The organism is Nocardia bovistercoris (genome assembly GCF_015674855.1).
Taxonomy (GTDB): Bacteria; Actinomycetota; Actinomycetes; order Mycobacteriales; family Mycobacteriaceae; genus Nocardia; species Nocardia bovistercoris.
Genome location: NZ_JADMLG010000019.1, coordinates 26,020 through 39,175, shown reverse-complemented (window position 1 = coordinate 39,175; position 13,156 = coordinate 26,020). Strand labels below are relative to the sequence as shown.

Below are 13,156 nucleotides of genomic sequence, written 5' to 3'. Positions count from 1 at the left end.
CGGCGGCCCCGAGGAAAGGATCACCATGCACAGTCCGTTCGACGACGACAACGCGCAGTTCTACGTTCTGGTGAACGCGGAGGGAGAGCACTCGATGTGGCCCGTCTTCGCGACCGTGCCGACCGGTTGGTCTATCGCGCACGGCGCGGCCTCCCGCGCGGCCTGCCTGGCCTACGTGCAGGCGCACTGGGTCGACATGCGCCCGAATTCGTTGATCGCCGCCATGGACAACCGGCCGCAGGTCACCTAACGGCTGTAAGCCATCCGAATGATGCGGGGCGCACCGGTTCATCCCCCCGCCGACCGGTGCGCCCCGCCCCCTCACCCCGCCCGCGTGCGCGCGCCCGGTCCAACCCCTCGGTGGCCGTCCGGGCCGGGCGTGCGACTACGCGCGGATCGTGGACGGGTCCAGCGCGATGGCCGCGTGCGCCCGCCAGTCCGCCGTCGCCCTGGTGCGGCGCAGCGGTGACAGTGCCTCGTCGAACTGTTTGGCGCGCTTGGTGACCGTCATTCCGATATAGGTGTGACCGTTGGTGATGGCCGAGGTCGCCACCGAGCAGGCTTCCTCGATCTCGCCGGAGTCGAGCAGTGCGGTGGCGTGTTCGAACTTGACCAGGGCCGGTTCCATGGTCTCGCACGGATCGTAGAGCGACATGGCGTGCGCGGCGGCGCGCGCCGTCTCGACCGGTCGGCGCAGCTTGGCATAACCGACCGCTTGGTAGAAAGCCAATTTCTCGGGCCGGAAAGAAAATATTCCGACCGGAAGGTCTTGTCCGGCCACAGTTTCCAGCGACAGCGCGGATTTCTCGACGCAATACGCGAATTGATCGGCATCGTCGAGCGTCGCGTGCGCGCGCGCCGCCATGCCCCAGAGCCAGGCCGCCGCGGCTCCGGTGCGCGGATCCTCGGCCAATCGCGGGGCGAGCAGATCGAGTACTTCGCGCGGGCGATCGCTGTATGTGGGCAGATAGGTAAGGCCCGCGAGGGCGATATCTTCGGAATAGCGGTCGCCGATGTCCTGCGCCGCGTGAATGGCCGTGGTGTACCAGTTCCGAGCCTGACCGAAATGTCCTTCGTTGAACAGGATTTCCCCGACGACATTGGCCAGTCTTCCGGCGGTGCGAACCAGCCGGATCTGATGCAGCGTTGCCTGTCTTTCGCCGAGACAGCCACGCACTATGCGGAATTGCTCTAGTGTCGTTTGCAGAAGTTGGTGCGGTGGTACTTGTACGACCTGGCTGCCGAGCACGTCGGCGGCCCCTTCCAGCAACCCGAGTCTGCGTTCGCTGATGGAGCCTGCGTCCAGGGTCGCGAGCAACTTCTCGGGTTCACTCGCGACGAGGTCGGCGGCATGGCCGGCCAGACCCGCGCCGATGTAAGCCAGCAACTCTCGACGTCTCACGTCGTCATCCTCGACTTCCTTGTCGAGCCCGATCGGCGCCGCGCGGATGTCCGCGTATTCCGGCGCGCTGTCCCTACCGAGCTTGGTGTTCCGAACGAGCGCCGCGCTCGTGTCTTCGGTGTCACTGGCCGCATCGTGGCCCGCCGTGATCGCCCGCTCGAATCGCGCGACGACGACTGGATCGGCTTCCGAAAGCACCCGGTCGAGTAAGCGCCTGCTTGCGGCATGCATCCGGGTTGTCCGGCCCTTCTCCCACAAGACGACGGTGCGCGGGGTAACGCCCACCAGGCGCGCGAACTCGTAGCGACTTCGCCGCATCGCCGCCCGAAGTGCTACAACATCTTCACCGGTCCAGTCGACCTCAACCATAGGTCCTACTTCCTTGCACCAGGCTGATTCAATCGGAAATTACTCGCAATTACCGCATTCGGGACTGTTATCTACCGAATCGCAACGCGCACTCTTGAAATCGCATCCGGTACCGGGGTTCTGCCCAGACCTTACGAGGGCGCCCGCTCTCCGGAAAACCCGGCGCACGGTCCCGAGACGGTCCGATCCAGCTGTCTCGAGCGCGGTTTCCGGTGGCGCCTTCCGGTGCCGGATGCACTGAACCATGTGGAGGTGAACGATGGACGTGTTGCACTCGGATATCAGGGAACTGTGGCTGGTCCAGAGTCGCGATTGCGCGCAGGAACCGCTCGCGCTCGACGATGAACACGCGCGTTTCCTCCGCGCCGTGCACGCCGGTCACGGCGCGCACTGCCGTCAGTATCTAGCCGCGGTCGCCCATTCCGCATGTCGAGCCGCCCGGCGGTGAGTCATGGGGTCGCTGTGGGCGATCCTCGGCGGCTGCGGCCTGCTGGTCGCGGCCGCCGCGATGGTCGGGGCCTCGTTCGGGTGTGATGCCGCCCGCGCCGGGCACGACTCGCCCGCGTCGCCGTTCACGGTGCCGCAGGCGCACGACGTCATGCAGTCCCATCGCGGCTGCGATGCCGACGGCTGCCCGCGCAAGGCCGCCGCGTTCCGCGCGCTGGTCGACGCGGGACGCATCGTGCCCGACGCGCGCGCCGAGGGTTACGCGAATTAAAAGTTGTAACAAATAGACCGTTAGGCACGCTTTGGCGGCGAAACGTCCGGGAGGGGCACGCGCCGTCGAAGCGGCGAAGGCCCCCGCGTCGCAGAGGAACGGCGCGGGGGCCCGGGGTGTTCAAAGCTGGCGTTTCACTTCAAGAGGGCTATACCGGATTCTTCTTCATTTTCATCCGCAGGCGTAGGTCGGCCATGAGCGCGTGACTGCCGCCGTGGCGCAGGAAGCGCGGGATGAACCGGTTGACGAAACCGACGAAGACGAAAAGGTGCTCGAACCGGCGCTGATCGGCGGCCGTCCACTCCAAGCGCATCTCCTCGCGGAAGTGTGGCGCGAGGAATCCGGTGGTGAGGAATTTCAGCAGGTTCCGGAACGGCAGCCGCAGATACCAGTGGATCATCCGCAGATTCAGCAGGTCGTCGACGTAGGAGCGCACGAAGTCGTCGAGTACGGCCTGCTCGCACGCCTTGTTCCAGTACTCGTCGAAATCCTTGCGGGTGGCGGGCCACATCTCTTCGGTGACCTGGAGCGTGGTGCCAAGTGTCGAGGACGAGGCGTAGAAGGCCTCGGCCTGCTCCTCGCTCATCCGTCCTTGGAGCAGCTGGTAGGTGTCCTCGAAGCCGATGTAGAGGCAGGCGGCGACCCATAGCTGCAGTTCCCGGTCGAAGGCGTTGTATTTCACCTTCGCGCCCGGCTCCGAGCGCACGTGCCGATGCTGGGCGTTGACCGCCTCGCGGAAGGCCGCGCGCTCCTCGTCGGTGCCGAGAATGGCCACCGCCAGGTACTGGGTGGTGGTCCGCGCGCGCTTCCACGGACGTTTCATCAGCGAGCCGGATTCGACCTTGCTCTCCGCGACGCCGTAGCCGACGCCGGGGCGCGCCATCTGCATCGCCACATTGGCCGCGGCGCCCGCGAAAGACCAGAAGTCCAGCGCGTCGGTGAGTTTCACGGGACGCTTGGTCCATGGCCGGTGCGCGGAACCGATGTGGATGCGGGTGCGGTCGCCACTCAGGGGCGCGGGTTCGCGATGGTCGGTCGGGTGCGCGGCAGCGGTCATGGGGGAGTCCTTTCGAGTGGACGCGGTGGCCCGGCGGAGGCCTCGTGGTCGATATGTTAGTGGGTATTCTTCCGTAATGTCAGTGTTTCATGGGCAACTTGTGTGATAAGTATGCGCCGTCGTTGATGGCGGGGAATCCATCGTTCACGCAGGTATTTCTCATGACTGGAGTCTTCTGGCGACGAAGTCGGCGGTTCGGGGCTTCCGAAATCATGTGAATCGTGCGTAACATGTGCACACCCGTCCGATCGTCGAGCGGTCGGGTCGCCCCGGCTTCGGGACCGACCCGCTCGTTCGATCGAGTGTCGGAAGGCTCGGCCGGTCGGAGGGCTCGGCCAGTTGGAAGGCTCGGCAGGCGGAAAGGCTCGGCAGGCGGAAAGGAAGTGGCATGCTCGCCAAGCTGGATCGAATATTCAGCTACGAGATGAAGGTTTCCGAGTTCATCGGGACGCTCATCCTCATCGGAATCCCTTACGGGCTGATCGGTTCGGTGTGGACCCTGACCCACACCGCGCACCTGAAGGACATGCACGGCATCGACGTCGTGATCTCGTTCCTCGGTTCCATCGTGTGCTGGCCCGTGCTCACCTTCTCGAATGTGTGCATGACCTGATGATGGCGCTGGTGTGGCTCATCGACATCCTGGTGATCGGAATCAAGATCCTCGGTGGGCGGACGAAGGTCAATCCGGTTCTGCGATACGGGCTCTGGGTCGCGGTGCTCTCGGTCGCGATCGCCGGGATCGGAGGAATCGGGGCGCTGCTCGTGCTGTTGCAGCACCGGCTCACCGACGCGTAGTCGACTGCGGCCCATCACTTTCCACGCTGAAAATCAGCAAATACCCTGCACATCCGCTGCTTTCGGCAACGTCGACGGGCGGCCGACCCGACAGCCCAGAAAGGACTCGGGCACCAGTGACGATCACCGAACACCCCCGACAACGCACCGATCTCGAACTGGCGGTCGATGATCTGAAGGGCCTGTGGCAGCGGCATCCGCAGCGTTCGCTCGAGACGCTCGGCCGCCAGGTGGTGCTCGGTCGCGACGCCGTCATCGAGCTCTTCCGCGCGATCTTCGCGCGCCGGTTCCCGTTCCACGAGTTCATCAAGCAGTGCGCGTTCATGTCCAGCGTGTCCGCCGCACCGACGGTCTTCGTCGCCATCCCCATCGCGGTCGTCGTCTCGATCCAGGTCGGCGCCTTGGTGAATCAGGTCGGCGCGACCACCTTCATCGGCGCGGTCGCCGGACTCGGCATCATCCGCCAGGGCGCGCCGCTGGTCACCTCGCTCATGATCGCGGGCGCGGTCGGGTCGGCCATCTGCGCCGACCTCGGCTCGCGCACCATCCGCGAGGAGATCGACGCCATGAAGGTGATGGGCGTCGACCCGGTGCGGCGGCTGGTCGCGCCGCGCCTGGTGGCCGCGGTCCTGGTGAGCATGCTGCTGTGCGGATTCATCGTGTTCGTCGGATTCGCGACCGCCTACATGTTCAACGTCTACGCCCAGTCCGGCACGCCCGGCTCGTTCATCGGTTCCTTCGCCTCGTTCGCGGTGTCCAACGATCTGCTCGTCGCGTTGGTCAAGGCCGCCATCTTCGGCGCGCTCACCGCGATCATCGCCTGCGATGTCGGACTGCACGCCAAGGGCGGACCGGGCGGCGTCGCGAACGCGGTCAACTCCGCGGTGGTCACCTCGGCGCTGATGTTGTTCGCCACCAACATCATTCTCACGCAGCTCTACAACACGCTGTTCCCGACGAAGGTCATCTGAGATGGGCGCACCCTACACACCGCCCGCGCTGCGGCCGTTCCGCGCGGTCGGCGCCGTGGTCGCCGTGCCATACGAGGTCAACCAGCGCGTCGGGCACCAGGTCATCACCTTCTTCCAGGCGCTGGCCGCGATTCCGTTCGTGCTCAGGCACTATCGCAAGGAAGTGCTGCGCCTGACCGCCGATGTCGGCTGGGGCAACGGCTCGCTCGTCGTCGGCGGCGGCACCGTCGGTGTGGTGATCATCCTGTGCGCCTTCGGCGGCATCACCGTCGGCATGGAATCGTTCACGGCGCTGAATCTGCTCACCATGGGCCCGCTGACCGGCGCCATCTCCGGATTCGCCACCACGAGGGAACTCGCCCCGATCCTGGCCACCCTCGCCTTCGCCATCCAGGCGGGCTGCCGCTTCACCGCGCAACTCGGCTCGATGCGCATCTCCGAGGAGATCGACGCGCTGGAATCCATCGCGATCCGGCCGCTGCCGTACTTGGTGAGCACCAGGATGATCGCCGCGACGCTGACCATCATCCCGCTCTACACGGTCGGCCTCGCCACCGCCTACCTCGCGACCAAACTGTCGGTGCTGTTCCTCGGCGGCACCTCGGCGGGCACCTACGACCACTACTTCTTCCAGTTCCTCATCGGCACCGACGTGTTCTTCTCCCTGCTCAAGGTCGCGCTGTTCACACTGCTGGCGACCTTCATCCAGTGCTACTACGGCTTCACGGCCAGCGGCGGGCCCGAAGGCGTCGGCGTGGCCGCCGGGCGCGCGATCAAGATGGTGATCGTCGTCATGGTCTTCGCCAATCTGTTTCTGACCCTTGCCATCTGGGGTATCGACCCCGGATTCCGGATCTCGGGATAGGGGCCGCGGTGTTATTGGATCCCAGTGGGCGCGGCGCCACGGCGCGTCAGCTGACCACGGCCGGGCTGGCCATGCTGGCCGTGATCGTGCTGCTGCTTGCGCTGCTGATGTTGCGCTACACCGGATATTTCGAGCAGAAGGTCCCGGTCACGGTCGAATTGACCAGTACCGGAGACGGTCTGCCCGCGCGGGCCGACGTGAAGTTCCGCGGCATGGTCGTCGGGGCCGTCAGCGATGTGGAGGTGGTCGGCAAGGGGGTGCGCCAACGCGCCTCCGTCGATCTGAAACCCGATGTGGTCGGAATGATTCCGGCGTCGGTGACGGCGCGGGTGGTGCCCAACAACCTGTTCGGTGTCACCGCCATCGAGTTGGTGGACAACGGCTACTCGGGCGCCAGGCTTTCGGCGGGCGCGACCATTCCCGAGGACACCGGCGCGGCCACGGTGCAGTTGCAGACCACACTGACCGTGCTGCGCGATGTGCTCGACAATATCCAGCCCGAGAAACTCGGCCGGGTGCTCGCCACCCTGTCCGCGGCGCTCGAACCCGGCGCGCGGATGCCGGGATCCACCGTCGAGCGGTTGGATCACTGGCTGACCGAGGTGCACGCGACCCCCGGAGTCGGGGAGCTGCTCGGCGATCTCGGCCGCGCCACCACCGAACTGAGCAAGTCCGCGCCCGAGTTGGTCGGCGTGCTCTCCGAATCCGTGACCGCCGCGCGCACATTGACCGAGCGGCGCGCGGGTCTGGTTGCCCTGCTCGCGAACGCGAGCGCCACCATCGACACCGTCAACGGCCTGTTCGCGGCGAATCCGAACTCCGCCAAGGAACTGGTGCCAGGGCTGGATCAACTGTTCGGCTCGCTGTCGCAGGACACCGATGCGATCCCGTTCGCGGTGAGCAATCTGAACAAGACGCTCAACGAGATGGCCTCGGTGTTCACCTGGGGGCCGTCGCGGCAGATGGTGTGGGTGATGGATGTCAGTTTCACGCCGTTCCAGCAGTACACGGCGAAGGACTGCCCGCACTACGGTCAGATGCCGGGGCCGCGCTGCGGTGGGTCGACGGTGCCGGAAGTGGCTCCCGAACAGGAGTATCCGGCGCAGATGATGCCGCGTTGGCTCGATGCGGCCGGTCCGGCTCCCGTGCTGAGTTCGATTGTGCCGCAGTCGGTGCCGGGCGTGCCTGTGATTCCGGGTTTGCCTGCTGTTCCGGGGATTCCCTCGATTCCTGGAATCACCGCGCCCGCAGCGAATTCGACCGTTCCGGCACCCGCCCCGAACTCGACCGTTCCGACGCCCGGTACGAATCCGACCGTTCCGGTGCCCGGATCGAGTCCGGCTGCTCTGGTGCCCGGTTCGAATCCTGCTGTCGCGGCGCCTGGTTCGAGTCGTGCGGTTGTGGCGCCCGGCGCCAAGCCAGTAGCGAGCGGGCGCGGGCACGCGGGAGTCGCCGCACTGGTCGGCGGCAATCCGACCGCCGCGCAACTGCTGCTGCTCACCCCGCTCATCGCGGGCGGCACCGTCACCGTCTACGACACCGAAGGGAGGTGACCGATCGTGAAATCCGGTAAGGCACTGCTCGGATTCAGCTTCTTCGCCGTGATCGCCATCGCGTTGACCTACACGATCTGGTCGACCTTGCAGCGCTCGGTGCCCGGCGACACGTCGAGCTATTCGGCGACCTTCTCCGATGTGATGGGGGTGCGGGTCGGCGACGACGTACGCATGGCGGGCGTGCGGGTCGGCCGCGTGGACGCCATCGATTTCGAAGACGACTACAAGGCGCGCGTCGAGATTCGCATCCAGCGGCGGCAGCGGTTGACCACGACCACCAAGGCGTTGGTGCGCTACCAGAACCTGATCGGCCAGCGCTATATCGCGCTGGCGCCCGGCGACGACGACGGTGCGCCACTGGAGGCGGGCGGGCATATCCCGATCGAGCGCACCGAACCGTCGTTCGACGTATCCGCGCTGCTCTCCGGTTTCGAGCCGCTGTTCAGCGTGCTGCAACCGGATCAGGTGAACTCGCTGTCGGAGACCCTTATCCAGGCATTGCAGGGCGACAACGTCTCGCTGAGCACGCTCATCACCCAGGCCGCGGATCTGGCGAACACGTTCGGCCAGCGGGACCGCATCCTCGGCGACGTGATCTCCAACCTGAGCAGTGTGCTCAGCGGTTTGGCGAACCGCAGTCAGGAACTGGAAACTCTCATCACCCAGTCGCGCGCCTTGGTCGAGGCACTGTACGCGGAGGGTGAATCGCTCAAGTCGTCGGTCACCCAGGTCGCCACCGCTACCGACTCGCTGGTCGGTCTGGTCACCGAGGTCAAGCCGAAACTGGCGGGCGCACAGAACGATGCCACCGCCGGTGTCGCGCTGCTGCTGCTCAACGGCGCGGCCCTCGACAAGGCCGCCGTGCAGTTCCCGACCTTCCTCAATGCCCTGGCTCGCTTCACCGGCTACGGCGCGTACGGCAACGCCTACCTGTGCCGACTCGACGTCTCGCTGTGGGGCGTGCTGCTGCCACCCGGCCTGTTCTCGCAGGTCGGCGGAAATTCGCAATCGGAGGTGTGCCGCTGATGGCGCGGATTCGGTTCCCCTGGTACTCGCGCAACCGGTTCCTGTGGCTCGGTGTGCTGGCCGCCGCGGCCGTTGGCCTGCTGCTGGTCGGCTCGAGCGTGATCTCGGAGGCCAGACTCGCCGACAAGACGATCCACGCCGAATTCGCCCAGGCCGCGGGGCTGCGGCCGGGCGCGACGGTGGACGTCTCCGGCATCGAGGTCGGCGCGGTGCGTGCGGTTCGGCTGGTGGGCGACAAGGTCGTGGTCGATCTGCGGGTCCGTCGCGACCTGCGCTTGGGGCCCGACGCGCGCGCCTCGATCAAGATGTCGACCATCCTCGGCAGGCTGCACGTCGACCTCGTCCCCGGCAACGGCAAAGGCCTGCCCGGCGAGACGATCGCGCTCGCGAATACGGCCGTGCCGTACAACTTGGCCAAGGTGATCCAGGACCCGCAGTACAAATCCTCGTTCGAACGCATCGAGCGCATCGATCCGTCGAAACTGCGGCAGGCGCTGGACACCCTCGACCGCCAGATGGGCGATTCGCCGCAGTTGACCGTCGCCGCGCTGGACAGCATCGGCTCACTCGCCAAAGTGATCAACGAGCGTCGTGACGAGGTCGATGTGCTGTTGAAGAGCATGGACCAGGTCTCACAACTGGTTTCGGACAACCAGAACAGCGTGTTGTTGCTGCTGACCAGGGGTGAGGCGATCGGCAACGCGGTGGCGATGCGACAGGACCTGCTACGCAAGCTGCTCGACAATGTCGCCGACCTGTCCGCGCTGCTGCAGGAGATGGGTGTGGACAACGGCGGCCAACTCGGACCGCTGATCGAGAATCTGAACACCATGACCGAGGGTCTGGAGAAGAACCGGGACAACCTCGATCACCTCTACGAGATCATGCCGGTGGCCTTCCGGCAGTTCAACAACGCGCTCGGCAACGGGCCGTACGGCGATGTCTGGGCGCCGTGGTTCCTCCCGGACAACTGGCTGTGTTTCGCACAAGCGGTACCGGGGTGCAACTGATGAGAATTCGTGCGTTCGTGAAACTCGCCGCGATGTGCGTGGCCGCGGCATTCGCCTCCGGGTGTTCGCTGCTGCCCGACAGCGTTACGGCGCTGCCGGACCGATATCTGAACGAACATGTGCGCATCAGTGCGGATTTTGAGAATGTGGCGGGACTGTACGCGGGCAACGAGGTGGCGATCCTGGGCGTGCCGGTCGGCCGGGTCGACACGGTCATCGCGCGCGGCAGCTATGTCGAGGTGACGATGTCCATCGACAAAGGCGTCAAGATTCCCGCCGACGCCATGGCCGCGCTGATATCCCCGCAGCTCATCACCAACCGGCATGTCGAACTCGCGCCCGCCTACACCGGCGACGGCCCCACGCTGGCCGACGGCGACCATATTCCGCTGGCTCGCACCAGGACTCCTGTCGAACTCGACCGCATACTGGAGAACTTCGACCAGCTCGGCGCGGCATTGAAAGGCGACAGCGAGCACGGTCCGATGGCGAGCCGGGTGCTGTTCCCGCTGCTCGACGGCAACGGCGACCGACTGCGCGAGACCTTGGACGCGCTGTCCTCGGCGTTCGAGGTGACCTTGGCCAACAAGGACCAGATCGCCAACACCATCGTGAAATTGAACGAGATCACCCAGGTGATCGCATCCAACGACCAGACGGTGCGTGATTTCAGCGGCCGGCTCACCGAATTGGTACGTCTGCTCGGGGAACAGGCTCCCGGGCTGCACGCCGTGCTCACCCAACTCAACGACTTCGTCGCCAACACCTCCGCCGTGGTCGGCCAGAACCGCGACCAATTGGCCGGTGCGGTCACGCGTTTCGTCACGATCACCGAGCAGATGCGCGCCAATGCCCGCGCCGTCACCGAGATCGTCGACGTGGCGCCGCTGTTCCTGCAGAACCTGTCGAACGCGATCAGCCGGGAACATCGCGCGCTGCGCGTGCACGGACTGCTCGACAAGGCGGTGCTCGACGGCGAGGCGTTGGCGCTGTTCTGCGAACGCGTGCAGATGCGCCTCGACGGCTGCCGCACCGGAAAGATTCAGGACATGGGACCGGATTTCGGACTCACCGCCGCGCTGCTCGGGATCACGAAATGATCGCCCGCACGCGGGATTACCTGGCGCGCACGGTGCTCGCCGTCTGCACGGTCGCCGCGGTGGGCGCCAGTGGGTGCGCGGTCACCGTCGACAATGTGCCGCTGCCCAAACCGGGGATCGGCGGTGATGGCTACACGATCCACGTGGCGTTCCGCGACGCGCTGAACCTGCCGGACCGAGCGCACGTCAAGATCGGCGGCACCGATATCGGCGTGGTCACCGGTATCGAGACCACCAACTTCATCGCCGACATCGAGATGCTGATCCGCACCGATATCCAGCTGCCGCGCGGCACGACGGCCGAACTGCGACAGGCGACGCCGCTCGGCGACATCTTCGTGGCGATGACACTGCCCGCCCCCGATCCGAACGCGCCACTGCTGCGCGACGGCGACACCATCGGCACCGAACTCACCTCGGCGGGCGCCTCCGTCGAACAGTTGATGGTGTCGGTCTCCATGCTTCTCAACGGCGGCGGACTCAATCAGGCCGCCAGGATCACCGCCGAGATGAACTCGATGTTCGGCGGGCGCGCACCGCAATTGGCGCATCTGCTCACCGAACTCAGCGGGGTCATCGAGGCGCTCAACAAGCGCACCGCCGACATCGACGGCGTGCTGTCCGGAATCTCGGTGCTCACCGGCGAACTCGCGAGGCGCAAAACCGAACTCGGCCAGGCTGCCGACACCTTCCCGGCGCTGCTCGGCCTGGTCGCGGAGAACAACCGCGACATCACCGCGCTCATCCAGAAGGTCTCGGTGACCATGGCCGCGCTCGGCGACTTCACCGACACCACCGGGCCGGAATTCGTGAGTCTCTTCGAGAGCATCCAGAAACTCATGTCGGGCTTCGCGCAGGCGGGCGAATTCGGGCAGGCGCTGGAGCGATTCGACAAGCTGTATCCCGCGCTCATGGCCTCCTTCGACGGGCCTTCGCTGGCCTTCATGGCGCAGATCTCGTTCCTGAGCGTCGGCGCGCTGACCGACCGAAGCGGCAGTCGCGCACCGGAACTCGGTGACCTGCCCGCGTTCGTCGGCAGCCTCACCCAGGTGCTCGAGAAAGTGCTCGGCAGGCTGAACAGCCCGCCGCGGCCGGGAGGCGGACGATGAACATCCCACTCTGGAACTATCTGGTCCGCCACCGCGTCGGCGTCGCGAACCTGGGTCTGGTGCTCGTGCTCGTGCTCGGGTCGTCGTATCTGGCGGTGGCGGTGCTGCGCTTCGATCCGCTGCCGAGCACCTACCGGGTCGATGTCGAATTGCAGACCTCGGGCGGACTGTCGACGGGCAACGATGTGACCTTCCGAGGAACCAGGGTCGGCAAGGTCGCGCTGGTCCGCGCTTCGGAGACCGGTGTTGTCGCGGTGGCCGAGATCGACCGGGCCGCGAAGATCCCGGTCGGCGGGACCGTCGCGGTGGGCAGGCTCTCCGCGGCGGGCGAACAGTATCTTGACTTCCGGCCGGATTCCGATACCGGGCCGTACCTGGCCGACGGGTCGGTGGTCGAGCGGTCGCAGACCTCGGCGCCGGTCGCGGTGCAGTCGCTACTGGTGAACCTGAGCGGGCTGATCGGCGGGCTGAATCCGCAGCGGCTCAACGTGATCGTCGACGAACTGGACAAGGCGCTGGCGGGCGGGCCGGACCGGCTGCGCAATATGATCGCCGGAATCAGCAGGGCCATGGCCGGACTGGAGGATCTGCTCCCGCAGACCCGTCAGCTCATCGAGAACCTCGGCGTCATCGCCGAGACCACTTCGCACGCCCAACCCGACCTGACCACCCTCACCACGGGCGCGGGCGCGCTGTTCGAACAGCTCACCGCCGCCGACCAGGAAGTGCGCCGATTCCTCGACCTCGCGCCGGGACAACTCGCCACTCTCGGCGGATTCATCGAGGACACCACGGACCCGATCACCGACCTGGTCACCAACTTCGTCGCGATCACCCGCTCCGCCAAACTGCGCGCACCCGCCATCGCGGCGCTGTTCCCCTCGCTGCGCGAAGGCGTCGGCGCGGTCAGCATCCCCGCCTACGACGGCGCGTTCCACACCTTGGTCGACCCTTGGCCGCGCCCGACCTGCGACTATCCGACCACACCGCTCGCGCCGACGCTCGTACAGACCGACACGAGAGTGCGGCTCTACAACTACTGCGTCACCGACAATCCGGCGCTGCAAGTGCGCGGTTCGGCGAACGCGCCGCGACCGAACGTGCCCGACAACGGTTCCGGGCCGCCGCCCGGTGTGACCGGCAACGAATTGTCCCGACCCGCACCGGGTAGATGA

General features: G+C 66.1%; 15 protein-coding genes. 13 read left to right on the top strand and 2 right to left on the bottom strand.

All coding sequences use genetic code 11. The features are described 5' to 3' along the window. Positions 1–25 precede the first annotated feature (25 nt). Positions 26–250: an MbtH family protein gene (locus tag IT779_RS32195; protein ID WP_196153254.1), complete on the top strand. Its 225-nt coding sequence runs from the start codon at positions 26–28 to the stop codon at positions 248–250. 135 nt (positions 251–385) lie between these two features. Here IT779_RS32195 and IT779_RS32190 read toward each other — a convergent pair whose 3' ends face one another. Beyond that, positions 386–1,771, bottom strand: a complete 1,386-nt coding sequence (locus IT779_RS32190) for a helix-turn-helix domain-containing protein (RefSeq protein WP_196153253.1) — start codon at positions 1,769–1,771, stop codon at positions 386–388. 259 nt (positions 1,772–2,030) lie between these two features. Here IT779_RS32190 and IT779_RS32185 point away from each other — a divergent pair, with 259 nt between their 5' ends. Both IT779_RS32185 and IT779_RS32180 read left to right on the top strand, forming a co-directional pair. After that, the gene (locus tag IT779_RS32185) at positions 2,031–2,219 is read left to right on the top strand and encodes a hypothetical protein (protein WP_196153252.1); all 189 of its coding nucleotides are present in this window, start codon (positions 2,031–2,033) and stop codon (positions 2,217–2,219) included. A gap of 3 nt (positions 2,220–2,222) precedes the next feature. Further along, a complete protein-coding gene (locus tag IT779_RS32180; RefSeq protein WP_196153251.1) occupies positions 2,223–2,489 on the top strand; it encodes a hypothetical protein in 267 nt (88 codons plus the stop codon). A 148-nt stretch (positions 2,490–2,637) separates the two neighbouring features. Here the strand turns inward: IT779_RS32180 and IT779_RS32175 are convergent, their stop codons facing one another. After that, positions 2,638–3,546 carry an oxygenase MpaB family protein gene (locus tag IT779_RS32175; RefSeq protein ID WP_196153250.1) on the bottom strand — a complete coding sequence of 303 codons (909 nt, stop codon included), beginning with the start codon at positions 3,544–3,546 and terminating at the stop codon, positions 2,638–2,640. Positions 3,547–3,934: 388 nt separating this feature from the next. On the opposite strand from IT779_RS32175, the gene IT779_RS32170 reads away from it, so the two are divergent. The 10 genes from IT779_RS32170 (at position 3,935) to IT779_RS32125 (ending at position 13,156) form a co-directional block, all read left to right on the top strand. Further along, positions 3,935–4,159 carry a hypothetical protein gene (locus IT779_RS32170; protein WP_196153249.1) on the top strand — a complete coding sequence of 75 codons (225 nt, stop codon included), beginning with the start codon at positions 3,935–3,937 and terminating at the stop codon, positions 4,157–4,159. Further along, on the top strand, positions 4,147–4,344 hold the full coding sequence (locus IT779_RS32165) for a hypothetical protein (protein ID WP_332839063.1): 198 nt from the start codon (positions 4,147–4,149) through the stop codon (positions 4,342–4,344). The genes IT779_RS32170 and IT779_RS32165 overlap by 13 nt, the downstream gene beginning before the upstream one ends. 116 nt (positions 4,345–4,460) lie before the next feature. Continuing rightward, complete coding sequence (locus IT779_RS32160; RefSeq protein WP_196153248.1) at positions 4,461–5,315, top strand: MlaE family ABC transporter permease; 855 nt, start codon at positions 4,461–4,463, stop codon at positions 5,313–5,315. A 1-nt stretch (position 5,316) separates the two neighbouring features. Then, complete coding sequence (locus IT779_RS32155) at positions 5,317–6,180, top strand: ABC transporter permease (protein WP_196153247.1); 864 nt, start codon at positions 5,317–5,319, stop codon at positions 6,178–6,180. Positions 6,181–6,188: 8 nt separating this feature from the next. Further along, complete coding sequence (locus IT779_RS32150) at positions 6,189–7,733, top strand: MlaD family protein (protein ID WP_196153246.1); 1,545 nt, start codon at positions 6,189–6,191, stop codon at positions 7,731–7,733. A 6-nt stretch (positions 7,734–7,739) separates the two neighbouring features. Beyond that, complete coding sequence (locus IT779_RS32145) at positions 7,740–8,762, top strand: MCE family protein (protein ID WP_196153245.1); 1,023 nt, start codon at positions 7,740–7,742, stop codon at positions 8,760–8,762. Continuing rightward, positions 8,762–9,772 carry an MCE family protein gene (locus IT779_RS32140; protein WP_196153244.1) on the top strand — a complete coding sequence of 337 codons (1,011 nt, stop codon included), beginning with the start codon at positions 8,762–8,764 and terminating at the stop codon, positions 9,770–9,772. Before IT779_RS32145 ends, IT779_RS32140 begins: the two co-directional genes overlap by 1 nt. Further along, on the top strand, positions 9,772–10,872 hold the full coding sequence (locus tag IT779_RS32135) for an MCE family protein (RefSeq protein WP_196153243.1): 1,101 nt from the start codon (positions 9,772–9,774) through the stop codon (positions 10,870–10,872). Before IT779_RS32140 ends, IT779_RS32135 begins: the two co-directional genes overlap by 1 nt. Continuing rightward, positions 10,869–11,981, top strand: a complete 1,113-nt coding sequence (locus IT779_RS32130; RefSeq protein WP_196153242.1) for an MlaD family protein — start codon at positions 10,869–10,871, stop codon at positions 11,979–11,981. Before IT779_RS32135 ends, IT779_RS32130 begins: the two co-directional genes overlap by 4 nt. Further along, positions 11,978–13,156, top strand: coding sequence for an MCE family protein (locus IT779_RS32125; RefSeq protein WP_196153241.1), 1,179 nt, complete (start codon positions 11,978–11,980; stop codon positions 13,154–13,156). Before IT779_RS32130 ends, IT779_RS32125 begins: the two co-directional genes overlap by 4 nt.

Bases quoted from the DNA above. Each gene is read 5' to 3' on its own strand.
- IT779_RS32195 (WP_196153254.1), top strand. From the start codon at position 26: ATGCACAGTCCGTTCGACGACGACAACGCGCAGTTCTACGTTCTGGTG.
- IT779_RS32190 (WP_196153253.1), bottom strand. From the start codon at position 1,771: ATGGTTGAGGTCGACTGGACCGGTGAAGATGTTGTAGCACTTCGGGCG.
- IT779_RS32185 (WP_196153252.1), top strand. From the start codon at position 2,031: ATGGACGTGTTGCACTCGGATATCAGGGAACTGTGGCTGGTCCAGAGT.
- IT779_RS32180 (WP_196153251.1), top strand. From the start codon at position 2,223: ATGGGGTCGCTGTGGGCGATCCTCGGCGGCTGCGGCCTGCTGGTCGCG.
- IT779_RS32175 (WP_196153250.1), bottom strand. From the start codon at position 3,546: ATGACCGCTGCCGCGCACCCGACCGACCATCGCGAACCCGCGCCCCTG.
- IT779_RS32170 (WP_196153249.1), top strand. From the start codon at position 3,935: ATGCTCGCCAAGCTGGATCGAATATTCAGCTACGAGATGAAGGTTTCC.
- IT779_RS32155 (WP_196153247.1), top strand. From the start codon at position 5,317: ATGGGCGCACCCTACACACCGCCCGCGCTGCGGCCGTTCCGCGCGGTC.
- IT779_RS32140 (WP_196153244.1), top strand. From the start codon at position 8,762: ATGGCGCGGATTCGGTTCCCCTGGTACTCGCGCAACCGGTTCCTGTGG.
- IT779_RS32135 (WP_196153243.1), top strand. From the start codon at position 9,772: ATGAGAATTCGTGCGTTCGTGAAACTCGCCGCGATGTGCGTGGCCGCG.
- IT779_RS32130 (WP_196153242.1), top strand. From the start codon at position 10,869: ATGATCGCCCGCACGCGGGATTACCTGGCGCGCACGGTGCTCGCCGTC.
- IT779_RS32125 (WP_196153241.1), top strand. From the start codon at position 11,978: ATGAACATCCCACTCTGGAACTATCTGGTCCGCCACCGCGTCGGCGTC.